Raw genomic sequence first — 25,226 nt, 5'->3', positions numbered from 1 at the left:
TGGGCTGCGCAGCAGCCCCCCAAATCAGCTGCCTCGGTGTGTCAGGTTAACCATACTTGACCTTTTTGGGGCCGCTTCGCAGCCCAGCGGGGATAAATCCCCTCGCCACAGGGAGACAAGTCCCCGATCCAAATAGGGCCCTTCAGAAAATCTACGTCCTGCGTGCCACCAGCAAAAACGACGCCGCACTGGCCAGCAACCCCGCACACATCCGATTGAACAGGCGCTTGCCACTGGGTCGGGCGAATAGCCGTCGCGCGTAAATGCCCATGTAGCAATACAAACCGATGGCGATGCACTCCAGTGCCAGGAACAAACCACCCAGCACAGCGAATTGTTGGGTGACGGCGCCTGTACGGTCTACGAATTGCGGCAGGAACGCGGTAAACAACAGGATCGCCTTCGGATTGCCGATCGCCACCAGGAACTCCTGGCGCGCCAGGCCGGCCCGGCTCATCGACGCAACCATGGCTTCGCTGCCGGCCTCGGGCTGGGCCCGCCACAATTGCACCGCCAAATAGAACAGGTAACCGGCACCGACGAGCTTGATCCCCAGGAACAGCAACTCCGAGGTGTGCAGCACGGCGGTAAGCCCCACCGCTGCCAGGGCGATCATTATCGCAAATGCCAGCAATCGACCAATGCCGCCACTGCACGCCCGGACGAAGCCATAACGCGAGGCGTTGCTGATGGACAGCAGGTTGTTCGGCCCCGGCGCCATGTTCAGCGCAAAGCAGGCCGGGATGAAAACAGCGAGCGTCGACAGTTCCATCGGGAGCATTCCAGGCAGCGGCGAATCGAAAGTCCATTCTGCGCCGGCCGTTGACGAGGACAAGGCACAGTTGCGCGGCTAAATCGCCTCGCACTGTACCGCCGCGATTTTGCCACCAAGCCCTGCAAAATCCGGTAACGCTCCGGGCCTCGCAACTTCCGGGACGGTGGCTAGCCTTCAGTACTCAACCAAGCAAGGATGCTTCGATGCCACCGTTTTTGTATGCACTCGCCTGTCTTGTCTTCATTGCCATTCCTGCGCTCGCCGCGCCCTGCCCCGATTGGCCCACTGAACGCGCCGAGGCCGAGATCGCGGCGCTGCAGCAGAAAATCGACACCTGGGACGACAGCTATCACCGCCTCGGCCAATCGCTGGTGGCCGATGAACTGTATGATCAATCCCGCACAGAGTTAGGCCAATGGCGCCGCTGCTTCAACCTCGCAGCGCCCGACGATCCGCTGCGCTCAACGGGCGGGAAGATACCGCACCCCGTGGTCCACACCGGCCTGGAAAAACTCAAGGACGCCGACGCCGTGGGGGCTTGGTTGCGGGGGCGCAAGGACGTCTGGGCGCAACCGAAAGTCGATGGCGTGGCGGTAACCCTGGTCTATCGCAAGGGTCGCCTGCATCAGGCAATCAGCCGCGGCGATGGCGTGCAAGGGCACGACTGGATCCCGAATGCGCGCAAGATCGGCGCCATCCCACAACGGCTGCGCCAGCCTCTGGACCTGGTCGTCCAAGGCGAGTTGTATTGGCGCTTGCTCACCCATGTCCAGGCCAGCAGAGGCAGCCTCAACGCCCGGGGGACCGTGGCGGGCCTGATGGCGCGCACGAACATGACGGCGCAGGAGGCGGCGGACATTGGCCTGTTTGTCTGGGACTGGCCTGAAGGGCCGGCCACCCTGCCAGAACGGATGGCCGCGCTGAATGAACTGGGCTTCGCTGACACGCTCCATTACAACCAGCCTGTCCAGGTTCTGGCCGATGCCGAGCACTGGCGCGACCATTGGTACCGCACACCGCTGCCATTCGCCAGCGACGGGATCGTCCTGCACCAGAGCCGCCGCCCACCCGCCGACCGCTGGCAGGCCAGGGCGCCGTTCTGGAGCGTGGCCTGGAAATACCCGTATGCCCAGGCGCTGGCCGAAGTGCGCAAGGTGCACTTCAAGGTCGGTCGTACCGGACGCATCACGCCCGTACTGGAGCTTGAACGTATCCGGCTCGACGACCGGTGGGTTCGCCGGGTAAGCGTCAGTTCCCTCAAGCGCTGGAAGGAAATGGACATTCGTCCCGGCGACCGGGTCGCTATCAGCCTGGCCGGGCTGACCATCCCACGACTCGACAGCGTCGTGCTGCGCAGCGCCGAGCGACAGGACCTCAACGTCCCTGCGCAAACCGATTATCACTTCTTGAGTTGCTGGCAACCGACAGCCGGCTGTGAAAGCCAGTTCCTCGCACGACTGGGCTGGCTCAGTGGCAAGCAAGGGCTTGCCCTGCCCCACGTCGGCCCGGGCACCTGGGAAAAGCTGCTGGCCGCCGGACGACTCGACGGATTGCTGGATTGGATGACCCTCGATGCCGCCGAGCTTGCTAATATTGCCGGCTTCGGCGAACACAGCAGCACCCGCCTGCTCGCCAGCCTGCACAGCGCCCGGCAACGCCCTTTCGCGCAATGGCTCAAGGCCCTGGGCCTGCCGCCCGCTGGTGAGGCCAGGCTGGAAGGACCGTGGCAGGTGCTGGCCGAGCGCAGCACCGAACAATGGCAAGCCGAGGCCGGTATCGGACCGGGACGCGCCGCGCAACTGAGCGCATTTTTTCGCGACCCGCAGGTGCAGGCCTTGAGTGACGTATTACGCACTGCCGGGGTCGACGGTTTTTAATCCGGGCCCTGTGCGGTTGAACCCAAGGGGCAAGCATGCGTTCCAACAGCGCATCTGTACCGACCGCTCGAGATTTTTTACGGAGTTGCTATGAATTTCCTGTCCCCCGTTGCCCTGCTGGTCTTATGCAGTGCCATGGCCGCCCCCTTGATGGCGGACGAGCAAACCCCGGAGCTCACCGGTTGCGCGGCCAAGCGCCAGGGCATCATCAACCAGATAGAACTGGCCAAGTCCCGTGGCAACCAGGACCAGCAGGCAGGCCTGGAAACCGCGCTGGACGAAGTCACCAGCCATTGCACCGATGCGTCCTTGCGCAAGGAGCGTGAAAACAAGGTGCTCGATGCCAAGCACGAAGTCAGTCGGCGTCAGGCCGACCTGGAAAAGGCCATGAAGAAAGGCGACGCCGAGCGGATCAACAAACGCAAGGACAAGCTGGCAGCCTCCCGCAAGGAACTGCAGGAAGCGGTGGATGAGTTGGATCAGTAGCAGCTGCAAGCTGCAAGTGTGGAGCTTTGAGCTTGCCGCTTGAAGCTCGCAGCTGCTTCCATTCAATGATCGCGAAACTCTTTATGGCAGGCGCTGCACGCATCCTCGACCTTTTGCACCGCCGGTCCCAAGTAACTGGCCTTGTAGGGTTGAACGTTGCTGGCGGTCACCAACTCACCGGTGGCGGCTTCAAGGTGGCGGGCCATTTCCTGGAAACGCGCCTGCTTTTGCCAGACTTCATCCCGGGCGCTGGTGTGGTCTTGCTCGCGCACTTGCGGGAAATGTTTCCACGGCTCATGGGAGAGTTGATCCAGTTGCGCCGCGCCTTCGGCAAATCGTGGGCCATCGAACGGGACCCGGCCACGCAACATGCCGCCCAATTCTTCGTTGGTCTTGAGCATCTGCTTGAAGATCGCCTTGCGCTGGCCAAGGGGAGAATTGGGATCGACGCCGCCACAGGCGGACAACATCAGGCAAGCCAGCACTGCCATGGAAAATCGTTTTACAAACATCTTGGCCTCGGGGCAGGAAACGGCGGTTAGTATCCTCGGGTCATCGGCAAAGACCAATGGCCTTATCAACAATACGGGTTATTCGGGCGCCCTAGACAGCGTTCGAATGACTGCAAGGGAAATCTTCATGAACAGCCGCTTCAAGACCTGGCACAAAGGCCTGGCGTTGACCCTACCGCTGATCGCACTGTTGGCCGGTTGTAATCGCGGCGAAAAGGTCGAAGAACCTCAGACCCACGCCCTCGCCACCTATGTCAGCGTACCGTGGGAGGCCTTGCCGGCGGTGTCCGATGAAGACCTGCTGGCCGGGTTCGGCTCCTGGCGCAGTGCTTGCACCCGGCTCAAGGCCGACGCGAACTGGGGGCCGACCTGCGCGGCAGCGGCCAATGTGCCGCAAACCGCACTGGATGTACGCAATTTCCTGAAACAGAACCTGGACGTCTATGGCCTGCGCTCGGGGGACAACAGCCCCAATGGCCTGATTACCGGCTACTACGAGCCGGTCTACCCCGGCAGCCTCACCCAGACCGCCACGGCGAATATCCCTGTCTACGGTGTGCCGGAGGACATGATCATTGTGTCGCTGGACAGCATTTACCCTGAACTCAAGGGCAAACGCCTGCGTGGCCGCCTCGAAGGCCGCGTGCTCAAGCCATACGACGACGCGGCCACCATCGAAACCAACGGCGTCAAGGCACCGATCATCGCCTGGCTGACCGACCCCATGAACCTGCAATTCCTGCAAATCCAAGGTTCGGGACGCATTCGACTCGCCGATGGCCGCCAGCTGCGCATCGGTTATGCCGACCAGAACGGCCACCCTTACCGTCCCATCGGGCGCTGGCTGGTTGAACAGGGCGAGCTGAAGAAAGAAGACGTGACCATGGGCGCCATCAGTGCCTGGGCCAAGGCCCACCCGAACCGTATTCCCGAATTGCTGGGCAGCAACCCCAGCTACGTGTTCTTCAACCGTAACCCCGACAGCAACGAAGGACCGCGAGGCTCGCTGAATGTACCGCTGACAGCCGGCTACAGCGTGGCGGTGGACCGCAAGGTAATTCCGCTGGGCAGCCTGCTCTGGCTATCCACCACCCGACCCGACGGCAGCGCATTGAACCGGCCCGTCGCCGCCCAGGACACTGGCGGTGCAATTGCCGGCGAAGTGCGGGCGGACTTGTTCTGGGGCACAGGCGAGGCGGCCGGACAACTGGCCGGGGACATGAAGCAACAGGGGCAGATCTGGATGTTCTGGCCCAAGGGCATGGCGTTGCCGCAAGTGCCACAGGTAGCGAATACGGTTACCGCCAATCCCTAGGGAATGGGCTGACTGTGTCGGCCCCATCGCGAGCTTGCTCGCGATGGGGCTAGCACCGACTCCGGGACTCCGCCGCCAGGTTCAGACCGAAACGAAGAAGAAACTCAACACCAACCCCACCCCCACGAACCACACCAGCGAACGCAGAATCGCCCAGTCAGCCAGATAGCAAATGATGTAGAGCAGGCGACTGGTGATGAACAGCACCGCCAGCACATTGATGGTCACCAGCTCGGCATTGCCGGCCAGGTGCGCGACGATCACGGCGGCGGCAAAAAAAGGGCCGATTTCAAAGCTGTTCAGTTGTGCCGCGTATGCCCGCCGGGGAGCGCCTTCGAGTGTGTCCAGAAAGTCCCGAGGGTCGTGGTTATCTGCCAGCCTGTATCTTCCACCAATCTTGGCAATGGCGACGCACAGGTAAGGCAGGAGAAAGGCAATCAAAATACACCACAGGGCAACCGTCATTGACGCAGTTCCTTCTTTGAGTTTTATAGAAAATCGCGAGTTCGGGCGCCGGTCAGAACTTCATCACCAGCATGCCAACCAACACCAGCCCGCAGGCTAAGAGCCGCGGCAAACCAAAAGGTTCTTTCAAGTAACGCATGCCGAACAGCACCACCAGGATCACGCTGATCTCCCGCAGGGCCGCCGCCTCGGCAATCGACCCCAGCTGCATGGCCCACAGCACCAGAGCGTAGCTGAACAATACGCAGAATCCGACCGTCAACCCCAGCCGCCACTGCTCACGCCAGAACCGCATGAACGCCGGCCGCTTGCCCACCAACGCCAGCAACGGGAATGGCCAGGCGCTGAGCAGCGTGACCCAGACCAGGTAATCCAGCGGACGGGACCAGCGTCGCAAGGCATGGCCGTCAATGAAGGTGTAGCAACCGATGCACAGGCCGATCAGCGCCACCACCGGCAGCATCGACCAGGGCAACCGCGCCCCGCCACCGCCCTGCCACAACAGGCAGAGCATGCCGAACGGGATCAGCAGGATGCCGAAGATTTGCTGGGTCGTCAGCGCTTCACCGGCAAAGATGATAGTCAGGGCCAATACCACCAGCGGCGACAGGCCGCGCATCAGCGGATAGACCAACCCCAGGTCACCGACCCGATACGCCTGGATCAGCAAATAGCGATAGAGCAGCTCGAACGCCGCCGAAGTCAGGATCCACGGCCAGATCGCCAACGGCGGCAGGGCCACGAAGCCCAGGGCCAAGGCGACGAACAGCAACGCAACGCTGTCCATGCAAGCCACCACCAGCAAACGCTCGCCGCTGAACTTGATCAGCGTATTCCATGCCGCATGCAACAGCGCAGCGACCAACACCAAGGCCGTTGCAAGCACGGCACGCTCCTTATCCATTCAGAGAATTGATTCGCCATCCATCGGCAGCCGTTTATACTGCTAGCGACCACGCCGCACTCAGTTGCGCATAAGCCTATTCCAATAATTCTGCTGCTGTCCTGTTCGTTCGAACCAGGACGCCGGCATGCGTATGCCTGATCAGAGCGTCAAGACTACAGACAGAGACCCTGCGCATGCCACTCGCCTTGCTTGCTTTGGCCGTCGCCGCTTTCGGCATCGGCACGACTGAATTCGTCATCATGGGCCTGTTGCCCGATGTCGCCCGTGACCTGGCCGTAAGCATTCCCCAGGCCGGGCTGCTGATCACTGGCTACGCCCTGGGCGTGGTGTTCGGTGCGCCGATCCTGGCGATCGGCACCGCCAACATGCCACGCAAGGCCACGCTGCTGGGCATGACCCTGATGTTCATCCTCGGCAACGTGCTCTGTGCCCTGGCGCCGAACTACGCCACGCTGATGGCCGCCCGGGTCATTACCGCGCTGTGCCATGGAGCATTCTTTGGCATCGGTTCGGTGGTGGCGGCCGGGTTGGTGGCGCCGAACAAACGGGCCCAGGCGATTGCGATGATGTTCACCGGCCTGACCCTGGCCAATGTGCTGGGCGTACCGCTGGGCACAGCCTTGGGCCAATACGCCGGCTGGCGCTCGACCTTCTGGGCGGTATCGGTGATCGGGGTGATCGCCGCCATTGCCCAATGGGTCTGGCTGCCCAAGGACATCCCCATGGACAAAGCCAACCTGGCCAGCGAATTCAAGGTCCTGGGCAAGGTCAACGTGTTGCTGGCCCTGGGCATGAGCGTGCTGGCCTCCACCAGCCTGTTCAGCGTATTCACCTACATTGCGCCGATCCTGCAAGACATTACCGGCGTCAGCCCCCATGGCATCACCGTCATGCTGCTGTTGTTCGGGGTCGGCCTGACCGCCGGCAGCTTCCTCGGCGGACGCCTGGCCGACCGCCGCCTGCTGCCCTCGCTGGTGGGCATGGCCCTGGCCGTGGTGCTGCTGCTCGCCGCGTTCAGCCAGACCAGCCAGTCGGTGATTCCGGCAGCGATCACCCTGGTGTTGTGGGGCATCTTCGCCTTCGCCCTGTGCCCGATCCTGCAGTTGCTGATCATCGACCAGGCCTTTGAGGCGCCGAACCTCGGTTCGACCCTGAACCAGAGCGCCTTCAACCTCGGCAACGCGGCCGGGGCTTGGATCGGTGGGTTGGTGGTGGCCAGTGGGGCTGACCTGGCGGACTTGCCGTGGACGGGGGCCGCTGTCGGCGGCCTCACGGTATTGACGGCCTTGTTCTTTATTCATCGACAACGACGCTTGGCGGCGGTGGCTGTTTGATCATCTGGGAAACCTGCCCGGCCCGCGAGCGAATGGGCGACGCTTTCAGTAGGATTTTGCCCTCATGCGTGCGAGCTGTTTTACCGACCGCCTAGAAGCCTTGTTCTAGAGCGCTTTTCATCGAGATTCGCCGACTGCCGTTTGCAGTCGGCGGATATTTGTCCAGTTGAGTCACAACGCAATTAGCCTTCAGATATTGCTTACAGTTCGTCTCCACCTCCTGGGTACACGGAACGAACCAGAATGCTAGAGATCTCGCAACACACCCCTTCCTTTCGCGTTTATGAAAACGTACACCTGCTTGCCGAACAAGCTTCCCCTGAAGGCCCCCAACAGTTGGTCTGCGGCGCGACAGACCGGTCGATCACCCTCGTTCGAAATGAGGACGGTAGCGTCCAAGCCAGTATGAATCGGCCTCCCATCACAGAACTGGTCCTGAGCGGCGGTGGCGCCAAGGGGGTGGCTTATTCCGGCTTCGTCGATACGCTCGAAGCCAACGGCGTCATGAAACTTATCAAAAAGATTTCAGGTGCCTCGGCGGGGGCGATATCGGCCGCTTTACTCGCCAGCGGCATGAGTCATGCGGGCTTCGACAGGATCTCCGATGACATCTCCCTCGTTAAGTTGCTCAACAGCAGCAAGCCCGAGATTTCCATCTGGCAGAACAGGTTGTCGAAATTGGGCGAGCAATTGAAAAACATTCCGTTGGCGCAATTGCTCTGTGATTTGTTGCCACGCCTGGGCTCCAAGGGGATACCGCTGGAGGAACTGATCAGAAAGGAATCCTGCGCGGCGCTTCTACAGTGTTGTGCCGAATCCGAGACTCCACTTTCCGAGAAGGCCTTAGAGGTCGTCGCCAAAGTGCAAGTAAAAAAATACGTCACTTTTGCCGACCTGGCGGTCCTGAGCAAAGAGATCCCGCAGATCAAGACGTTAGAAATGACCGGCACCGCCATGTTCGAGGAAGGCACGCAATCGGTGGTCTTCAGCGCGGACCTGACCCCGGATATGGATATTGCCGTAGCCGCGCATATCTCCGCGTCGCTGCCAGTGGTGTTCAGCAAGCCGACCCTGCAAGGGCAGCCGTTCCAACCCATGGGCACCACCACGGCATTTGCCGATGGCGGCATCCTGAACAACACACCGGTACCCGCTATCTATAACCCGGTTACCGCCATGAGCCCGATCCCGGACGGCGAACACTTGATCCTGGTATTCGAGGCCGAAGAATCAGGCCAGGGAACCCAGGGGGGTACGGGCATATCGGCTCTGATCGATAGACTGCTCAAGGCCCCCCATACGGCCAGCTCTGTGTGGAATGCCGAGCAACTGAAGCGTTTTGCCGAACATACCGTCGTCGTACCGCTGAAATTCAAAAAAGACGATTACTCCGGCCTGTTGAGTGGAACGGTCAATTTCAGTATGTCCAAGGAGACAAAGAATTTTCTTCAGGAAGAACTGCGCAAGGCTGTCCAAACCCATTTGGACGAGCGCAACGCCACTCAGCAAACCTATTCGTTTGCCTCGATCAGGGAGGCCCTGCTGGCGTTTGACGACGAAACGTTAGAGCAACTAAGCGCAGAACTGGAGCACGACGAAGCCTGCGCCGAGGTGATCGCCTTCAGGCGGCACGCACAAGTGGCGCTGAAAGAATTAAAGAAAGCGATCAAGACAGCCAACGAAACGTCCTCCAAGCTTGAACCCACGCCAGAGATGCACATGGCCATCCGGGCCCTAGACCAGCTTGCGGATCAACCCGACCAGTTGGGATGGCTGGCAAAACGCCTCAATCACGGCAATGACCCGGACTTCATGCAGTTCCTGCAGGCCGCCGCCGAGTGGGACAAAGGCGCGCCCAGCGGCATCTCCGTGGTGACCCAGCACGCCGTCGAGCAAATGCACCTGCAGGACGTTGCCACCCGCGCCCGTAACGTCGTGCAACACGTACTGAATCCTGCGCGCTTTCTCGGCGGCCAGCCCAATACGAACATCAAGCTGATCAACGGGGCCATCCGGGAATTGCAGGAAGTGCAAGATCCAAAGGCCTCCAAGAACTCACTAGAGCAGAAGATCGCGTTCAACAATTCACTTGAACGGGTCATCGCGAAGTACAGGTCGCGCTCCACGGGGCTACTCAATCCGAAGTCGACAACCCGCAAGACACTGCGCGACATGCAATTCAAATAGCCGCCACGCCACCGGGAGCCTATGAACCGGCTCCCGCCTAATGCGGGTCGATGCGACGCGCTGGTTCAGTAGCGCCTTTATCTTTGGGCAAGCCCACTTCACTACGAATCTGCGCATGGCTGATCAGCGCAAAAATAAAGCTGCCACCGATGATATTCCCCGCCAACGTCGGCCCGGCGAACACCATCCAGAAGTCCTCCCAGGACAACTGCCCGGCGAAGACCAGATACGACACCTCGGCCGAGCCGACGACGATGTGGGTGAAATCCCCCAGCGCCATCAGGTAAGTAATCAGAGTGATGATCCACATCTTGGCGCTTTCCATGGACGGGATCATCCAGACCATGGTGGCGATCATCCAGCCGGAAATGATGCCCTTGGCGAACATCTGGCCAGTGTCGTTCTCCATGACCTTGCGGCCGATCTCCAGGAAGGCCTGGTCGGTGCGTGGGTCGAAAATCGGCAGGTGCAGCATCACGTAGGCCACCAGCAAGGTGCCGCACAGGTTACCTGCCAACACCACGCCCCAGAGCCGCAACAGCCGACCGAAGTTGCCCAGGGTGGGTTTGCTCATGATCGGCAGCACGGCGGTCAGGGTGTTTTCAGTGAACAACTGCTGGCGGGCGAGGATCACCGCGAGAAAGCCGGCGCAGTAACCAAAACTGGCGATCACCTTGAAGCCTTCGTGGTCCGGCAACCGGGAGTTGAGCAAGCCCATCGCCATCAGCGACAGGCCCATGGTCAACCCTGCCGCCAGGGCCGACCACCAGAGCGCGGCGATACTGCGCTCCAATTCCTGATTGCCCTGGGTGCGGATGATTTCATGCAGCACCGCGGCCCGTGGCGGCTGGTTGCGGTCGACTTCGTGCTGCTCCTGGGCCGAAAGGTCAGGGGTCTTGCCGTCTTTGTGGGTGTCCATACAGCTCCTGAACCGGTGGCGTGATGTACCTACGACACGCGGCGTTCAGAGCTGTTCAGTGGCGCCCCAAATACAAAATGTGGGAGCGAGCTTGCTCGCGATAGCAACGCCACCGATCTCACTCGACGACATCATCCTTGAACTGGTCCTTGACGTACTTGATCTCGGTCCGCCCGTGAGGCGCGGGCAAGCCGTCTTCGCCGAGGTTGACGAAGACCATCTTCTCTACGGTCAGGATGCTCTTGCGGGTGATTTTGTTGCGCACCTCGCAGGTCAGGGTAATGGAAGTACGGCCAAACTCGGTGGCGGTGATACCCAGTTCGATGATGTCGCCCTGGCGCGAAGCGCTGACGAAATTGATTTCCGAGATGTACTTGGTGACCACGCGCTGGTTACCCAGCTGGACGATGGCGTAGATCGCCGCCTCCTCGTCGATCCAGCGCAACAGACTGCCGCCGAACAGCGTACCGTTGGGGTTGAGGTCTTCGGGCTTGACCCATTTGCGGGTGTGGAAATTCATGATCACTCCTGAGTGTCTGGCCGATGAATGCCTGCATCATGGCAGACCAGGCTGCCCGGCTCTACGTCGCGGGCCCTATGACGATCATCGGCAATTTCGATTTGCCGACAGAAACCCTTTTGGAAGATCCGATTAGCCCGTTATAATCGCCACCGCTTTACCCGGTCCACCCGTTGGACCGTTCCCGCCACCTGTCCGAGGGGCGCTGCAGCAGGCTCGACCTGTCAGGCTCGGATGGGGCGTTGTTTGTACGGGGGGCTCCCCGCACGGACACTAAACGCACAACGGCGCCCATTCGCATACATTACGAATGGAGACTCTTCATGAGCGCTGTTATCACGCCTGCCGATTTTACCGACTACAAAGTCGCCGACATGTCCCTGGCTGCCTGGGGCCGTCGCGAAATCATCATCGCCGAATCCGAAATGCCAGCCCTGATGGGCCTGCGCCGCAAGTACTCTGGCGAACAGCCATTGAAGGGCGCAAAAATCCTCGGCTGCATCCACATGACCATCCAGACCGCCGTGCTGATCGAAACCCTGGTTGCCCTGGGTGCCGAAGTGCGCTGGTCGTCCTGCAACATCTTCTCGACCCAGGACCAGGCCGCTGCCGCCATCGCTGCCGCCGGTATCCCGGTATTCGCCTGGAAAGGCGAGACCGAGCAAGAGTACGAGTGGTGCCTGGAGCAAACCATCCTCAAGGATGGCCAGCCATGGGACACCAACATGATCCTCGACGACGGCGGCGACCTGACCGAGCTGCTGCACAAGAAGTACCCGGCCGTGCTGGAAAATGTCCACGGCGTGACCGAAGAGACCACTACTGGCGTGCACCGTCTGCTGGACATGCTGGCCAAGGGCGAGCTGAAGATTCCGGCCATCAACGTCAACGACTCGGTGACCAAGAGCAAGAACGACAACAAGTACGGCTGCCGTCACAGCCTCAACGACGCCATCAAGCGCGGCACCGACCACCTGTTGTCGGGCAAGCAGGCGCTGGTGATCGGCTACGGTGACGTGGGCAAGGGTTCGGCCCAGTCCCTGCGTCAGGAAGGCATGATCGTCAAGGTGTCCGAAGTCGACCCGATCTGCGCCATGCAAGCCTGCATGGACGGCTTCGAGCTGGTTTCGCCGTTCATCGACGGGATCAACGACGGCACCGAAGCCAGCATCGACAAGGCCCTGCTGGGCAAGATCGACCTGATCGTGACCACCACCGGCAACGTCAACGTCTGCGATGCCAACATGCTCAAGGCCCTGAAGAAGCGCGCCGTGGTCTGCAACATCGGTCACTTCGACAATGAAATCGACACCGCTTTCATGCGCAAGAACTGGGCATGGGAAGAAGTGAAGCCACAGGTGCACAAGGTTCACCGCACCGGTACCGGCAGCTTCGACCCACAGAACGACGACTACCTGATCCTGCTGGCTGAAGGCCGCCTGGTTAACCTGGGCAACGCCACCGGCCACCCAAGCCGCATCATGGACGGCTCGTTCGCCAACCAGGTCCTGGCCCAGATCTTCCTGTTCGGCCAGAAATACGCCGACCTGTCGCCGGCCCAGAAAGCCGAGCGCCTGACCGTGGAAGTACTGCCCAAGAAACTCGACGAAGAAGTGGCCCTGGAAATGGTCCGCGGTTTCGGCGGCGTGGTCACCAAGCTGACCAAGCAACAGGCTGACTACATCGGCGTCACCGTCGAAGGCCCGTTCAAGCCGCACGCGTACAGGTACTGACAGCAGCTGCAAGCTTCAAGTCCCAAGCGGCAAGTAAGAGCAGTGTGTTTACTTGCGATTTGGGCTTGGAGCTTACTTCTTCATCGCTATTACGCAGCCATGAGCTGCAAGTCTAAAGCACAAGAATCCGGCGCACCGCCCTCTTGCAGCTTGTAGCTTGCAGCTTGTAGCTGGGAGCCCGACCATGTCCCAAGACCGTCGCTACAGCTTCGAGTTCTTCCCGACGAAGACCGATGCTGGGCATGAAAAACTGATCGCCACTGCCCGTCAGTTGGCCAGCTACAACCCCGACTTCTTCTCCTGCACCTATGGCGCCGGCGGCTCGACCCGTGACCGCACCCTGAACACCGTGTTGCAGCTTGAAAGCGAAGTCAAAGTCCCGGCCGCCCCTCACCTGTCTTGCGTGGGTGACAGCAAGGACGACCTGCGAAGCCTGCTGACCCAGTACAAGGCCGCTGGCATCAAGCGCATCGTTGCCCTGCGCGGCGACCTGCCGTCAGGCATGGGCATGGCCAGCGGCGAGCTGCGCCACGCCAATGAGCTGGTTGAGTTCATTCGCGAAGAAACTGGCGAGCACTTCCATATCGAAGTCGCGGCATACCCGGAAATGCACCCCCAGGCGCGCAATTTCGAAGACGATCTGCGCAACTTCGTCCGCAAGGCCAATGCTGGCGCCAACAGCGCGATCACCCAGTATTTCTTCAACGCCGACAGTTATTTCTACTTCGTCGAGCGCATACGCAAGTTGGGCGTCGACATTCCTGTGGTACCGGGGATCATGCCGATCACCAACTACAGCAAGCTGGCGCGCTTCTCCGATGCCTGCGGTGCGGAAATCCCACGCTGGATCCGCAAGCAACTGGAAGCTTATGGTGACGACACGTCGAGCATCCAAAGCTTCGGCGAGGAAGTCATCACGCAAATGTGCGAGCGATTGTTGCAAGGTGGAGCCCCGGGGCTGCACTTCTATACCCTGAACCAGGCCGAAGCCAGCCTGGCGGTATGGAACAACCTCAAGCTGCCGCGTTAACAGCCCATACAGTGGTACAAAAGGCCCTGGCGAAAACCAGGGCCTTTTTTCATCCAGTTGTCATGAGGGTCTTCGGCCCCGAATGGATGTGTTTACCTCGGGACAAATACCGCGAAGCCTTCGATCTGCACCGACTGCAAGTAAAAGGCAACTAAGGCGCGAGCCAGAGCGCTCTAGCTATTTGATGAGCTCTCGTCGTAACCTCAGGCCATGCCCGTCATTGTCCAGCTGCTGACTGCCCTTCTTCTCTTATGCCTGAGCATGGCTGCCCGGGCCGAGAAGTTGCGCATTGTCACCGAACCCTGGGCCCCGTATGTCTACGAAGAGAACGGCAAGATGCTGGGCCTGGACTACGAAACCACGGCCATTGTCTTCAAGCGCCTGGGTATCGACGTGGAATGGCAGTTCCTGCCGTGGAAGCGTTGCCTGGTGATGCTGGAGCAGGGGTTGGCGGACGGTGCGCTGGACATCTTCCACAGCGATGAACGCGATGCCATGCTGCTTTACCCCAGCGAACCGCTGTCGGACGTAGAGTTCGTGATGTTCTATGCCAAGGCCCGGCCCCATCCGTTTCGCACGCTCGATGACCTGCGCGGCCTGACCGTCGGCACCTCACCCGGTTATCTCTACAGCCAGGCCTTCAGTGAGTCGACCCTGTTCACCCGGGAAACGGCACCAACCCACGAAGCCAATTTCGGCAAGTTGCAGTTGGGACGCATCGACCTGCTCATCACCGACCGCAGGGTGGGCCGACATGTGCTCGAACACATGCAGTTGAGCGACCAGATCACCGAAAATCCGATGGTCGTGAGCCGCCAAAGCCAATACCTGGCGGTGCGGCGCAGCGCCGGGATGGATTTGCTGGTGCAACGCTTCAGTGCCGAACTCAAGCGTTTCAAGCGCGAACCCGCCTATGCCGAACTGAGCGCCCGCTACGGTGCCGGCCCAGTGGCCAAGGTCGTCTCGCCCGGCCTGGGTCAACGTTGAAATAAACCGTTGAGCAGCAGGAAAGCGGCGCACGGCGTTTGCTCTGTTATACTCCGGCCTTCCCGCCAGGCTCACGCCCGGACGCCCGGCCTTGCAAAAGGCATCCCGACACCGCTACAGCGCAGCTTCCAGCCCGCGCGAGCCCTGTCCGGACCCGTCTTTCAGACCCGGCAGGACCGGACGGGATGACGTTTCCATGTTGAACGTCATTCGCGCCAGGCAAGACTATCCCATTGGGCCAGGCCCTCACTAAAACAGGATTACTCATGTCCTTTGCTTCCCTCGGTCTCTCCGAGGCTTTAGTCGGCGCCATCGAAGCCGCCGGCTATACCCAGCCTACCCCCGTGCAACAGCGGGCCATTCCCGCCGTGTTGCAAGGTCGCGACCTGATGGTCGCGGCGCAGACAGGTACTGGTAAAACCGGCGGTTTCGCCCTTCCGATCCTGGAGCGGTTGTTCCCCAACGGTCACCCAGACAAGTCCCAGCGTCATGGCCCGCGCCAACCGCGCGTACTGGTCCTGACCCCAACCCGCGAACTGGCGGCCCAGGTACACGAGAGCTTCAAGGTCTACGCTCGCGACCTGAAGTTCGTCAGCGCCTGCATTTTTGGCGGCGTGGGCATGAATCCCCAAGTCCAGGCCATGTCCCGTGGCGTCGATGTACTGGTGGCCTGCCCTGGTCGCCTGCTGGACCTGGCCGGCCAGGGCAGCGTCGATTTGTCCCACGTGGAAATCCTCGTGCTGGACGAAGCCGACCGAATGCTCGACATGGGCTTTGTCCACGACGTGAAGAAAGTCCTCGCTCGCCTGCCCGCCAAGCGTCAGAACCTGCTGTTTTCGGCGACGTTCTCCAAGGACATCACCGACTTGGCTGGCAAGCTGCTGCACAACCCGGAGCGCATCGAAGTCACGCCACCGAACACCACGGTCGAGCGTATCGAGCAACGTGTGTTCCGCCTGGCGGCCAGCCACAAGCGTGCCCTGCTGGCGCACCTGATTACCGCCGGTGCCTGGGAACAGGTCCTGGTGTTCACCCGCACCAAGCACGGCGCCAACCGCCTGGCCGAGTACCTGGACAAGCATGGCCTGCCGGCTGTGGCAATCCACGGTAACAAGAGCCAGAACGCCCGCACCAAAGCCCTCGCCGACTTCAAGGCCGGCGAAGTGCGCATCCTGGTGGCCACCGACATCGCGGCCCGCGGCCTGGACATCGACCAACTGCCTCACGTGGTCAACTTCGAACTGCCGAACGTCGATGAAGACTACGTGCACCGTATCGGCCGTACCGGCCGGGCCGGGCGCTCGGGCGAAGCGATCTCGCTGGTCGCACCGGACGAAGAAAAGCTGCTCAAAAGCATCGAGCGCATGACCAAGCAGAAAATTGCCGACGGCGACCTGATGGGCTTCGATGCCAGCACCATCGAGGCCGAGAAGCCTGAAGTGCGCGAACGTCCGGACGTGCGCAATCCGCGCAATGCCCGTGGCCCGCGCGGCGATGGTCCGAATGGCGGTGGTGGCGGCGGTCGCAAAGACAAAGGCAAGGACAAGGGCAAGGAAAAATCAGCCAGCAACAGCAACGGCCGCGGCGAACGCCCAGCCCGCGAACAGAAGCCCCGCGAAGGCACGCCAGCCCGTGAACAGCAGCGTCCGGCACCTCGCGCCGCGGCTGATCGCGCCCCGGACGAGTTCCTGGACGACGATATCGATAACTTCGGTAACCGTGTCGACTACGTACCGCAGCAGAAACCGGCCCAGGGCCGTGGTCGTCGCCCGGGTGCCCCGGCACAGGGTGCAGCTACAGGCGCGCCGCGCAGCGGCCAGCCACAAGGTCGCCAGAATGGCCCGCGCAACAGCAACGGCTCGTCCACCGGCACGCCACCGGCCAAGCGCAGCGGCCCACGCAACGGTGCCCCGCGTGACGGTCAGGCTCGCCGCGATGACAACCGCCCGCGCCGGCCGGCCCGTGAGGACCAGCCTCGTCAGGAACCCGCCGTGCAGAACCCGCGCAGCAACCAGCCGAAGATCATGCACAAGGAATCGAAAGCCGATCGCTTCCCGACGCCTGAACAGCTGGATCAACTGCCAAGCCGTCCACGGGGCGAAAAACCGGCATTGCTGACGCGCAATCGCTGAGTTTTTCCAAGCGTTGAAAAAATGCCCCAGGTCTCGCGACCTGGGGCATTTTTTTGTCAGTGCGAAGGTTACTTCGCTTTGACACCTTCAAACGAGATGTACAGCTCAACGGCGTCGGATTGTGGACCCAGGTCCATCATCTTGCCGAAGTCCGAACGCTTGATGCTGGTGGTGCCCTCGAAGCCGGCACGGTAGCCGCCCCATGGGTCCTTGCCTTCACCCAGGAAGGTGGCCTTGACCACGATTGGCTTGGTCACGCCGTGCAGTGTCAGGTCGCCGGTCACGTCGGCAGTCTCTTTGCCAGCGGCATTCTTACCGGTGGATTTGACACTGGTGGACACGAACTTGGCATCGGCGTACTTGGATACTTCCAGGAAGTCCTTGCTGGCGATGTGCTTGTCGCGCTCGGCGTGGTTGGTGAACACGCTGGCGGTACGTACGTTGAACTCGATCTTGCTGTCTTCTGGCTTGGCGGCGTCGAAGCTGAACTTGCCGTCGATGTCCTTGAAGGTACCGGTGATGTAGCTATAGCCCAGGTGGCTGATCTTGAAGTCGACGAAGGCGTGCTGGCCTTCCTTGTCGACCACGTAGTCGGCAGCCATGGCCTGGCCGGCTGACAGCAGGGCAGAACCGATTGCCAGGGCGGCGAGCGTCTTTTTCAACATGCTTTCTATTCCTTTGGAGTCGAGGTTGAACATCAGGCTTGGCGCCCCAGCATTCGCTTGAGGGTCGCGTCACGGTCGATAAAGTGGTGTTTCAATGCTGCCAACGCATGGAGGCCGGAGAAAATGACCAACGCCCATGCTAGGTACAGGTGAATCTCGCCAGCGACGTCTGCCTGATCGGGCAGTCCGGACACCAGCGCGGGGACTTCGAACAAACCAAACACCGGGATCCCGACACCGTCTGCGGTGGAAATCAGGTAACCGGCGATCATCACGGCGAACAACCCGAGATACAGGGCGCTATGGCCAAGCTTGGCGCCGATACGGGTGAGGCGCCCATAGCTTTGCAGGGTCGGTGGCGGCGGGCTGACGAAACGCCAGATCACCCGCAGCAACATGACCGCCAGCAGCACCAGGCCAATGCTCTTGTGCAGGTCCGGCGCGTCTTTGCGCCAGGTGCTGTAGTAATCCAGGCCGACCATCCACAGGCCCAGGGCGAACAACCCATAGACCACCAGCGCAATGCCCCAGTGCAGGGTGATACTGACCCAGCCATAACGAGAAGAAGAGTTGCGTAGCTGCATTGCTCATATCCTGTAAAAACTGTGTCCAAGACTAGCGAGTTATCTATCGATTTAAAGCGGAAATTTTCGCTTTGAAATATCGAGAAATACGATGATCAGTCTGGAGGGGGTGGGTTAAGGAAAGATTAACGCCAATACGGTGCACGATAGCGAGAGAGGCCGGCAACCATTAGGCGGCAAAGCGGAGCGTATCGCGAGCAAGCTTCCCCCGTAAGGACCCGCGTTGAGCCGTCACTGCCACCCAAAATATTTGCCATGCAATATATATGTATCACCCTTTATCCTTGATCAAATGAGTGCTCAACATTCATTTAACAAGGTGAAACACATGGCTGTTCCTTACACTCCATTTCGAGCGAGCGGTTCTCCAATTCTACCGCCCAATCAAACGATGTCGGCTGGGGCAATACCTTCAATCACCTAACGGACGATTTCGACTGGTATTACAGGCCGATGGCAATTTAGTCCTCAAGGATGGCGAGGCGGTAGTTTGGACCGCAGATGGCAACCAGCGTTATAGCGTAACTCTGCACCCAAAAAGAATGCGTGAGCCTCTACAGTTCGTAATTAGCAACAGCGGCTTTCTCTATGACCCATCCAGAAGACGCTTATGGATTGCTGAAAGTACGCATAGCAGAGACAAGTCGCTTTGGTACAACGCTTGTATGGTCATTCAGGATGACGGCAACCTGGTCATCCATGACAGGCGAACGGGAAAGCTATGCTGGGCTCGCTTTGGCTTCGTCCCGGGACGTATGTCCAAGCCAAAGCGGGTCAAAATTTTATTTGAGGACTTTGAAATTAAAACCTGGTCGTTTTCGCTGCCGCCTCTCTAGAGTCACTTATTGACGCACTCAGGCCTGTAAGGATCCATGTCACATCTATAAACTAATTGAGGATCGTGCTTTTTCAGCACCATACGACCATCAGCAGTGCAACCACTGATACCGAATACTGCCAATAGCATTAAAGCCGCTATCAACTTCATATTAACTCCAGCTTTTACGAGGTGAAAATTGTGAATTATTAGTTCACCGAGCACTCAGGCCTATATGGATCGATGGAGCATTTGTGTGCTAACTGCGGATCTCTTTTTGGAATCATTGGAATTTTCAAAGGATCCCGGCATTCGCCATGCACGCACCCGTACATCGAAACCAATACGACCATTGCCATCAGTTTTTTCATACACGCTCCTGTTTTTCGAGGAGCCTAGACTTATGGCTTGGTAAGCGCTATCGCCTGCTTCCGGTTAAAGGGTGGGAAGTTTCCGATATATCGCCGAGGCGTGTAGGACGTCGCGCTTATCAAGCGGCGCCGGTACGCTTGATGCGGGATAAAAAAACGCGGCCCCTGGGCCCATGTGGTTCATTTGAGAAAAATGAAGGACCTGTGGCGAGGGAGCTTGCTCCCGCTCGGCTGCCAAGCAGTCGTAAACCGGCGGGTGCGGTGTGCCTGGTGCTCCGCATTTGGCAGGTTTTGGGGCCGCTTCGCGGCCCAGCGGGAGCAAGCTCCCTCGCCACGGGTTTGTCGATTGCCTTAAGTGAACAGCATTAGGTCCTTGAGCCGCGTTCTTTCCGCCTGATCGTTACTGAGCCTTCGTCTCAGTAGCCGTCGTCGGTTTGACTGCTGGCTTCTTCACCGGCTCGGCCTTTTTTACCGGAGCCTTGGCCGGGGCTTTTTTGGCTGGGGTCTTGGCCGCCGGTTTTTTCGCCGCAGGCTTGGCCGTGGCTTTCTTGGCGGGTTCGACTTTCACCGGGGCAGGCGCGGGTGGCGCTACCGGGGCAGGCGCTGGGGCGGGTGTCGGTGCAGGCGCTGGAGGCGGCGCTACCGGCTCCGGTGCCTTGACCGGCTCCGGCTTCTTCTCGTCATCCGAGCCACCGAACAGGTTGCTGAAGAAGTTGCCCTTCTTCGCCGCCACGGCACCGGCAGCTGCGGCCGTTGCAGCCGGCGCGACCTTGGGCGGCTCGAACGACTTGCCCGCCGCCAGGTCTTCAACCTGGCTGGCGGCCCGTTGACCGCTGCGCAGCGCACCTTCCAGGGTGCCCGGATACAGGGTGTCGGTGTGTTCACCGGCAAAGGCTACGCGCTGCAACGGCTTTTCCCACAGGCGCCAGTACTTGCTGATCTGGCCCGGACCAAAGGCCAGGTACGCGCCGCCCATGGACGGGTCGGTGCTGTAGCGACGAATCTCATAACCGGTGAACGCGCCACGGGCCTGGGGATAAAACGCGTGCAGGCGGATCAGCACTTGGTCGACCATCTGCTTGTCGCCGAAGGCCTGCATCACCCGGGCGTTGTCGCCGGACAGGTTGATGACCACGTTGGCGCCGCCCTTCATGGCCGGCTCGATCCACATCATGCCCAGGCCGGCGTTGCTGTAGATCTCACCCGACATGCGCGCCTTGCTGTCCCAGACGGGGTTCTTGAACTTGAGCATGATCTGGTCGCGCCAACCGTAGTTGGTGCCCTTGATCGCGCCTTGATGCTGGGCGTCCAGGGCCGGGGTCAACTGGATCTTGTTCAGCGCCCGCAGCGGCACCGCCAGCACCACGTAGTCAGCCTGATAGCCAACGGCGCCAACCTTGACGGTCACCCCGTCCTTGTCCTGGGAGATGGCCGACACGGGCGAATTGGTCTTGATGGTTTTCAGTTGCTTGACGAACGCCTGGGCCAGAGTCGGGCTGCCACCCAACAGGCGCGAGGCCCGCAGGTCGCGGTCGGACACGCCACGATAGACGCGGTTCTGCTGGGCGAAATACAGCAGCGACAGGCGCGAAGGCTCGTCGTAACGGGTGCGAATCTCCTGGTTCACCAACTGCCGCGCCGTGGCCGGCAGTTGCAGACGGTCGAGCCAGTTGGACACAGTGATCTGGTCCAGCGCATGCAGCGTGCTGGTCGCCGCCGGGTTCTGCGGGTCTTCGATGGAGCGCGCCAGGTCGTCCAGGGTGGTTTCGTAGCGCTTGAGGGCTTCGGCGGTGGCCGGCTGTTTGGTCGCCAGGTCCGCAGCGGTGAAGTAAGTGCCGTCGATCAGGTAGCTGGGGGTGCGCACGAACTCCGGTGCCGGCGTGGTGCTCAGCTTGAATGTGGAGACGTATTTGTTCAGCACCGGCTGGGTCTTCTCGTTGCCGATCCACTCACTGGTGGCCATGCCCGAACGACCGCCCAGGTCCGGCTTGGCTTCCAGCAGCGTCACGGCCCAGCCTTTGTTCTGCAGCTCGTAGGCTGCGGTGAGCCCCGCCAGGCCGCCGCCAATCACGATGGCCGTCGGTTGTTTGTCCTTGGCCAGCGCCGAAGCGCTGAACAGCCCTATCATCACCAGCGCACAGGCGCGCAGCCAACCAGCAGACATTCAACGGACTCCGGAGTAAACGTAGGTAATTTCAGTTTTTCGAGCCAGACAGCTCAGAAGAGCCGCGAAGAATACGTCAGCCATCAAAGCGCCGCCAGCGGCGTCTATCGCCTCGCTCAAAGTCGCCGCAATGACACAATGGGTTGTCCCCGGGGCCGCCATTGCATAGGCTTGCGCGATTGTTTTGCCCGCGCCCGCCGCGAGCCGCCTCGAGGAGACTGTTAATGGGCCTGAATAACCAGTGGATGCAACGCGACCTCGCGGTACTGTGGCATCCCTGCACCCAGATGAAAGATCACGAACAGCTGCCGCTGATCCCCATCAAGCGCGGTGAAGGCGTGTGGCTGGAAGATTTCGAAGGCAAGCGCTATCTCGATGCCGTCAGCTCCTGGTGGGTCAACGTGTTCGGCCACGCCAACCCACGCATCAACCAGCGCATCAAGGACCAGGTCGATCAGTTGGAGCATGTGATTCTCGCCGGCTTCAGCCACCAGCCGGTGATCGAGCTGTCCGAGCGCCTGGTGAAGATGACGCCTGAAGGCCTGACCCGGTGCTTCTACGCCGATAACGGCTCGTCCTGCATCGAAGTGGCGATGAAGATGAGCTTCCACTACTGGATCAATCGCGGTCGGCCGGACAAGAAGCGCTTCGTCACCCTGAGCAACAGTTACCACGGCGAAACCATCGCGGCGATGTCGGTGGGCGATGTGCCGTTGTTCACTGAAACCTACAAGGCGTTGCTGCTGGACACGATCAAGGTGCCGAGCCCCGACTGCTACCACCGCCCTGAAGGCATGGGTTGGGAAGAACATTCGCGCAACCTGTTCGCGGCCATGGAACAGACCCTGGCCGAGCACCACGACACGGTGGCGGCAGTGATCGTCGAACCGCTGATTCAGGGCGCCGGCGGCATGCGCATGTACCACCCGGTGTACCTGAAGTTGCTGCGCGAGGCTTGCGATCGCTATGGCGTGCACCTGATCCACGACGAAATCGCCGTCGGCTTTGGCCGTACCGGGACGATGTTCGCCTGTGAGCAGGCCGGTATCACGCCGGACTTCCTCTGCCTGTCCAAGGCCCTGACCGGCGGCTACCTGCCGCTGGCCGCATGCGTGACCACCGACGAGGTCTACAGCGCGTTCTACGACGACTACCCGGCCCTGCGCGCCTTCCTGCACTCCCACAGCTACACCGGCAACCCGCTGGCCTGCGCGGCGGCCCTGGCGACGCTGGATATCTTCGAAGAAGACAACGTCATCGAAAACAACCAGGCCCTGGCCCAGCGCATGGCAAGCGCCACCGCGCACCTGGCCGATCACCCGAACGTCGCCGAAGTGCGCCAGACTGGCATGGTGCTGGCCATCGAGATGGTCAAGGACAAGGCCAGCAAAACCGCTTATCCGTGGCAGGAACGGCGCGGCCTGAGTGTGTTCCAGCATGCCTTGGAGCGTGGTGCCTTGCTGCGCCCACTGGGCAGCGTGGTGTATTTCCTGCCGCCGTATGTCATCACCCCGGAGCAGATCGATTTCCTGGCCGAAGTGGCCAGCGAGGGCATCGACATCGCCACCCGGGACAAGGTCAGCGTGGCGGTGCCGAAGGACTTTCATCCGGGTTATCGCGATCCGGGCTGACATCGCGATGCACTGTTGGAACACCATTGTGGCGAGGGGATTTATCCCCGTTGGGCTGCGCAGCAGCCCTAAAACCGGATACCCCGATGCTTCAGGCAAATCGCGTTGGATGTATTTGGGGCTGCTTCGCAGCCCAACGGGGATAAATCCCCTCGCCACAGGTGTGGGGGGCCTCATAGCACCGTTAACTTTTTCAGAGATCCGACATGAGACTGTCCCGCTTCTTCATCGACGCGCCCCTGAGCCTCGGCGACCACGAACTGCCCGAGGCCCAGGCCCACTACATCGGCCGTGTGCTGCGCATGGCCGAAGGCTATGCGGTGCAGGTGTTCGACGGCTCGGGCCAGGAGTTTCGCGGCACCCTGGCCGAAGTCGGCAAGAAACGCGTGCGGGTGCAATTGGACGAGCAGTTCGCCGGACAACCTGAATCGCCGCTACGCATCCACCTCGGCCAGGGCTTGTCCCGGGGCGAGCGCATGGATTGGGCGATCCAGAAAGCCACGGAGCTGGGGGTCAGCGAGATCACGCCGATTTTCAGCGAACGCTGCGAAGTGCGCCTCAAGGACGAGCGCGCCGACAAGCGCCTGCTGCACTGGCGCCAGGTGGCAATCAGCGCCTGCGAGCAATGCGGGCGCTCGAGCGTGCCGGTCATCCACCCGCCCCTGCTGCTGGCCGACTGGCTGAAGCAGACCGAGGCCGAGCTCAAGCTGGTGCTGCATCCGGTGGCCGAGCCGCTGGCCAGCCATGACAAACCGTCGACACTGGCGTTCCTGATCGGTCCTGAAGGCGGTTTGTCGGACGCCGAAGTCGAACAGGCCAAGACCGCCGGCTACCATGCCGCCCGCCTCGGCCCTCGCGTGCTGCGCACCGAAACCGCGCCGGTGGTGGCGCTGGCGGTGGCGCAGCAGTTGTGGGGGGACTTCTGAAGCCAGATGCCCGCTGTGGGAGATGCCCGCTGTGGGAGCGAGCTTGCTCGCGATGGCGTTGGGTCAGTCAGCATCGATGTTGATTGGTCCGCCGCTATCGCGAGCAAGCTCGCTCCCACATTGAATCCAGGTTGCTCAGGGGTTAGAGCACATAAAACAGAATCGCCACGAAGTGCAGCAAGCTGCCGGCGATCACAAACAGGTGCCAGATGCCATGGGCGTGGCGCAGCCGATGGTCGAGGGCGAAGAAGATAATGCCCACGGTGTACAACACGCCGCCCGAGGCCAGCCAGGCAAACCCGGCGCTGCCCAGGGCCGCCAGCAGCGGCTTGACCGCCACCAGCACGATCCAGCCCATCACCGCGTAGATGACGATCGACAGGATCCGCGCTTCGGAGCGTGGCTTGATCTCCTGCAGTATCCCGATCAGCGCCAGCCCCCAGACGATCCCGAACAAGGTCCAGCCCCACGGCCCGCGCAGGGTCACCAGGCAGAACGGGGTGTAGCTGCCGGCGATCAACAGGTAGATCGAAAAGTGATCGACCTTCTGCATGATCGCTTTTTTGCGCCCGCGCACGCTGTGGTAAACCGTCGAAGCGCTGTACAGCACCAGCAGAGTGAACCCGTAGATCGCCACGCTGACGATCTTCCACGGATCGCCCGCCATCCCGGCAATCACCAGCAACCACACCGCCCCGATAAAAGCCGCCACCGCCCCGACCAAGTGCGTCCAGGCGTTGAGTCGTTCTCCGTGATACATCCAGTCCCACCTCACATTCCAGAGCAGACGCCAAGGCTCAGGCCTGGCGCTGCAAAGTGCAATGGTTTGCTGTAGTCCTCAGGGCACACGACACCCTGTGGCGAGGGGATTTATCCCCGCTGGGCTGCG

At 60.8% G+C, this 25,226-nt stretch carries 21 protein-coding genes and 1 riboswitch; of the genes, 11 read left to right on the top strand and 10 right to left on the bottom strand.

Annotated elements, in window-relative coordinates; genetic code table 11:
* Window positions 1-151 precede the first annotated feature (151 nt).
* The gene (locus BT116_RS18765) at window positions 152-772 is read right to left on the bottom strand and encodes a LysE family translocator (RefSeq protein WP_063324000.1); all 621 of its coding nucleotides are present in this window, start codon (window positions 770-772) and stop codon (window positions 152-154) included.
* Window positions 773-978: 206 nt separating this feature from the next.
* Here BT116_RS18765 and ligB point away from each other — a divergent pair, with 206 nt between their 5' ends.
* Window positions 979-2,652, top strand: a complete 1,674-nt coding sequence (gene ligB, locus BT116_RS18760; protein WP_072346281.1) for an NAD-dependent DNA ligase LigB — start codon at window positions 979-981, stop codon at window positions 2,650-2,652.
* Between the two features lie 90 nt (window positions 2,653-2,742).
* A complete protein-coding gene (locus tag BT116_RS18755; RefSeq protein ID WP_063323998.1) occupies window positions 2,743-3,138 on the top strand; it encodes a DUF1090 domain-containing protein in 396 nt (131 codons plus the stop codon).
* 62 nt (window positions 3,139-3,200) lie between these two features.
* Here the strand turns inward: BT116_RS18755 and BT116_RS18750 are convergent, their stop codons facing one another.
* Window positions 3,201-3,650, bottom strand: a complete 450-nt coding sequence (locus BT116_RS18750; RefSeq protein WP_063323997.1) for a c-type cytochrome — start codon at window positions 3,648-3,650, stop codon at window positions 3,201-3,203.
* A 127-nt stretch (window positions 3,651-3,777) separates the two neighbouring features.
* On the opposite strand from BT116_RS18750, the gene BT116_RS18745 reads away from it, so the two are divergent.
* Window positions 3,778-4,965, top strand: coding sequence for a murein transglycosylase A (locus BT116_RS18745; RefSeq protein WP_072346279.1), 1,188 nt, complete (start codon window positions 3,778-3,780; stop codon window positions 4,963-4,965).
* An 81-nt stretch (window positions 4,966-5,046) separates the two neighbouring features.
* On the opposite strand, the gene BT116_RS18740 is transcribed toward BT116_RS18745, so the two are convergent.
* Window positions 5,047-5,430, bottom strand: a complete 384-nt coding sequence (locus BT116_RS18740; protein ID WP_072346277.1) for an MAPEG family protein — start codon at window positions 5,428-5,430, stop codon at window positions 5,047-5,049.
* 52 nt (window positions 5,431-5,482) lie between these two features.
* Entirely contained in the window at window positions 5,483-6,316 is an 834-nt protein-coding gene (locus BT116_RS18735) for an EamA family transporter (RefSeq protein WP_072346305.1), read from the bottom strand.
* A gap of 194 nt (window positions 6,317-6,510) precedes the next feature.
* Here BT116_RS18735 and BT116_RS18730 point away from each other — a divergent pair, with 194 nt between their 5' ends.
* Window positions 6,511-7,671, top strand: coding sequence for an MFS transporter (locus BT116_RS18730; RefSeq protein WP_072346275.1), 1,161 nt, complete (start codon window positions 6,511-6,513; stop codon window positions 7,669-7,671).
* A 243-nt stretch (window positions 7,672-7,914) separates the two neighbouring features.
* Entirely contained in the window at window positions 7,915-9,858 is a 1,944-nt protein-coding gene (locus tag BT116_RS18725; protein WP_072346273.1) for a patatin-like phospholipase family protein, read from the top strand.
* Window positions 9,859-9,895: 37 nt separating this feature from the next.
* On the opposite strand, the gene BT116_RS18720 is transcribed toward BT116_RS18725, so the two are convergent.
* Together BT116_RS18720 and BT116_RS18715 are read right to left on the bottom strand one after the other, a co-directional pair.
* Complete coding sequence (locus BT116_RS18720) at window positions 9,896-10,777, bottom strand: formate/nitrite transporter family protein (RefSeq protein ID WP_072346271.1); 882 nt, start codon at window positions 10,775-10,777, stop codon at window positions 9,896-9,898.
* A gap of 118 nt (window positions 10,778-10,895) precedes the next feature.
* Complete coding sequence (locus BT116_RS18715) at window positions 10,896-11,297, bottom strand: acyl-CoA thioesterase (protein ID WP_072346269.1); 402 nt, start codon at window positions 11,295-11,297, stop codon at window positions 10,896-10,898.
* Window positions 11,298-11,488: 191 nt separating this feature from the next.
* A riboswitch (S-adenosyl-L-homocysteine riboswitch) is annotated at window positions 11,489-11,597 on the top strand.
* A 23-nt stretch (window positions 11,598-11,620) separates the two neighbouring features.
* On the opposite strand from BT116_RS18715, the gene ahcY reads away from it, so the two are divergent.
* The 4 genes from ahcY to BT116_RS18695 all read left to right on the top strand — a co-directional run bounded on the left by ahcY (window position 11,621) and on the right by BT116_RS18695 (window position 17,179).
* Window positions 11,621-13,030: an adenosylhomocysteinase gene (gene ahcY / locus BT116_RS18710; protein ID WP_063323991.1), complete on the top strand. Its 1,410-nt coding sequence runs from the start codon at window positions 11,621-11,623 to the stop codon at window positions 13,028-13,030.
* 184 nt (window positions 13,031-13,214) lie between these two features.
* Window positions 13,215-14,060 (top strand): methylenetetrahydrofolate reductase [NAD(P)H], encoded by an 846-nt coding sequence (gene metF, locus BT116_RS18705; RefSeq protein ID WP_072346266.1) that lies wholly within the window; start codon window positions 13,215-13,217, stop codon window positions 14,058-14,060.
* 210 nt (window positions 14,061-14,270) lie between these two features.
* The gene (locus BT116_RS18700; RefSeq protein ID WP_139209485.1) at window positions 14,271-15,047 is read left to right on the top strand and encodes a substrate-binding periplasmic protein; all 777 of its coding nucleotides are present in this window, start codon (window positions 14,271-14,273) and stop codon (window positions 15,045-15,047) included.
* 266 nt (window positions 15,048-15,313) lie between these two features.
* Complete coding sequence (locus tag BT116_RS18695; RefSeq protein ID WP_072346264.1) at window positions 15,314-17,179, top strand: RNA helicase RhlE2; 1,866 nt, start codon at window positions 15,314-15,316, stop codon at window positions 17,177-17,179.
* A gap of 68 nt (window positions 17,180-17,247) precedes the next feature.
* Here the strand turns inward: BT116_RS18695 and BT116_RS18690 are convergent, their stop codons facing one another.
* From BT116_RS18690 to BT116_RS18675, 3 genes are all read right to left on the bottom strand, one after another.
* On the bottom strand, window positions 17,248-17,844 hold the full coding sequence (locus tag BT116_RS18690; protein WP_063323987.1) for a YceI family protein: 597 nt from the start codon (window positions 17,842-17,844) through the stop codon (window positions 17,248-17,250).
* Between the two features lie 32 nt (window positions 17,845-17,876).
* Window positions 17,877-18,428, bottom strand: coding sequence for a cytochrome b (locus tag BT116_RS18685; protein WP_063323986.1), 552 nt, complete (start codon window positions 18,426-18,428; stop codon window positions 17,877-17,879).
* A gap of 1,588 nt (window positions 18,429-20,016) precedes the next feature.
* Window positions 20,017-21,780: a flavin monoamine oxidase family protein gene (locus tag BT116_RS18675; RefSeq protein ID WP_072346262.1), complete on the bottom strand. Its 1,764-nt coding sequence runs from the start codon at window positions 21,778-21,780 to the stop codon at window positions 20,017-20,019.
* A 224-nt stretch (window positions 21,781-22,004) separates the two neighbouring features.
* On the opposite strand from BT116_RS18675, the gene BT116_RS18670 reads away from it, so the two are divergent.
* A complete protein-coding gene (locus BT116_RS18670) occupies window positions 22,005-23,411 on the top strand; it encodes an adenosylmethionine--8-amino-7-oxononanoate transaminase (protein WP_072346260.1) in 1,407 nt (468 codons plus the stop codon).
* Window positions 23,412-23,617: 206 nt separating this feature from the next.
* The gene (locus tag BT116_RS18665) at window positions 23,618-24,337 is read left to right on the top strand and encodes a 16S rRNA (uracil(1498)-N(3))-methyltransferase (RefSeq protein WP_072346258.1); all 720 of its coding nucleotides are present in this window, start codon (window positions 23,618-23,620) and stop codon (window positions 24,335-24,337) included.
* Window positions 24,338-24,479: 142 nt separating this feature from the next.
* Here BT116_RS18665 and BT116_RS18660 read toward each other — a convergent pair whose 3' ends face one another.
* A complete protein-coding gene (locus tag BT116_RS18660) occupies window positions 24,480-25,097 on the bottom strand; it encodes a PAQR family membrane homeostasis protein TrhA (protein WP_018609564.1) in 618 nt (205 codons plus the stop codon).
* Window positions 25,098-25,226 lie beyond the last annotated feature (129 nt).

This window comes from Pseudomonas sp. NFACC16-2, assembly GCF_900119205.1.
Taxonomy (GTDB): Bacteria; Pseudomonadota; Gammaproteobacteria; order Pseudomonadales; family Pseudomonadaceae; genus Aquipseudomonas; species Aquipseudomonas fluorescens_Q.
This window is presented reverse-complemented; position numbering and strand designations above follow the sequence as displayed.

Coding starts and splice junctions, on each gene's coding strand:
- BT116_RS18765 (WP_063324000.1), bottom strand. CDS start 772: ATGGAACTGTCGACGCTCGCTGTTTTCATCCCGGCCTGCTTTGCGCTG.
- ligB (WP_072346281.1), top strand. CDS start 979: ATGCCACCGTTTTTGTATGCACTCGCCTGTCTTGTCTTCATTGCCATT.
- BT116_RS18755 (WP_063323998.1), top strand. CDS start 2,743: ATGAATTTCCTGTCCCCCGTTGCCCTGCTGGTCTTATGCAGTGCCATG.
- BT116_RS18750 (WP_063323997.1), bottom strand. CDS start 3,650: ATGTTTGTAAAACGATTTTCCATGGCAGTGCTGGCTTGCCTGATGTTG.
- BT116_RS18745 (WP_072346279.1), top strand. CDS start 3,778: ATGAACAGCCGCTTCAAGACCTGGCACAAAGGCCTGGCGTTGACCCTA.
- BT116_RS18740 (WP_072346277.1), bottom strand. CDS start 5,430: ATGACGGTTGCCCTGTGGTGTATTTTGATTGCCTTTCTCCTGCCTTAC.
- BT116_RS18730 (WP_072346275.1), top strand. CDS start 6,511: ATGCCACTCGCCTTGCTTGCTTTGGCCGTCGCCGCTTTCGGCATCGGC.
- BT116_RS18725 (WP_072346273.1), top strand. CDS start 7,915: ATGCTAGAGATCTCGCAACACACCCCTTCCTTTCGCGTTTATGAAAAC.
- BT116_RS18720 (WP_072346271.1), bottom strand. CDS start 10,777: ATGGACACCCACAAAGACGGCAAGACCCCTGACCTTTCGGCCCAGGAG.
- BT116_RS18715 (WP_072346269.1), bottom strand. CDS start 11,297: ATGAATTTCCACACCCGCAAATGGGTCAAGCCCGAAGACCTCAACCCC.
- ahcY (WP_063323991.1), top strand. CDS start 11,621: ATGAGCGCTGTTATCACGCCTGCCGATTTTACCGACTACAAAGTCGCC.
- metF (WP_072346266.1), top strand. CDS start 13,215: ATGTCCCAAGACCGTCGCTACAGCTTCGAGTTCTTCCCGACGAAGACC.
- BT116_RS18700 (WP_139209485.1), top strand. CDS start 14,271: ATGCCCGTCATTGTCCAGCTGCTGACTGCCCTTCTTCTCTTATGCCTG.
- BT116_RS18695 (WP_072346264.1), top strand. CDS start 15,314: ATGTCCTTTGCTTCCCTCGGTCTCTCCGAGGCTTTAGTCGGCGCCATC.
- BT116_RS18690 (WP_063323987.1), bottom strand. CDS start 17,844: ATGTTGAAAAAGACGCTCGCCGCCCTGGCAATCGGTTCTGCCCTGCTG.
- BT116_RS18685 (WP_063323986.1), bottom strand. CDS start 18,428: ATGCAGCTACGCAACTCTTCTTCTCGTTATGGCTGGGTCAGTATCACC.
- BT116_RS18675 (WP_072346262.1), bottom strand. CDS start 21,780: ATGTCTGCTGGTTGGCTGCGCGCCTGTGCGCTGGTGATGATAGGGCTG.
- BT116_RS18670 (WP_072346260.1), top strand. CDS start 22,005: ATGGGCCTGAATAACCAGTGGATGCAACGCGACCTCGCGGTACTGTGG.
- BT116_RS18665 (WP_072346258.1), top strand. CDS start 23,618: ATGAGACTGTCCCGCTTCTTCATCGACGCGCCCCTGAGCCTCGGCGAC.
- BT116_RS18660 (WP_018609564.1), bottom strand. CDS start 25,097: ATGTATCACGGAGAACGACTCAACGCCTGGACGCACTTGGTCGGGGCG.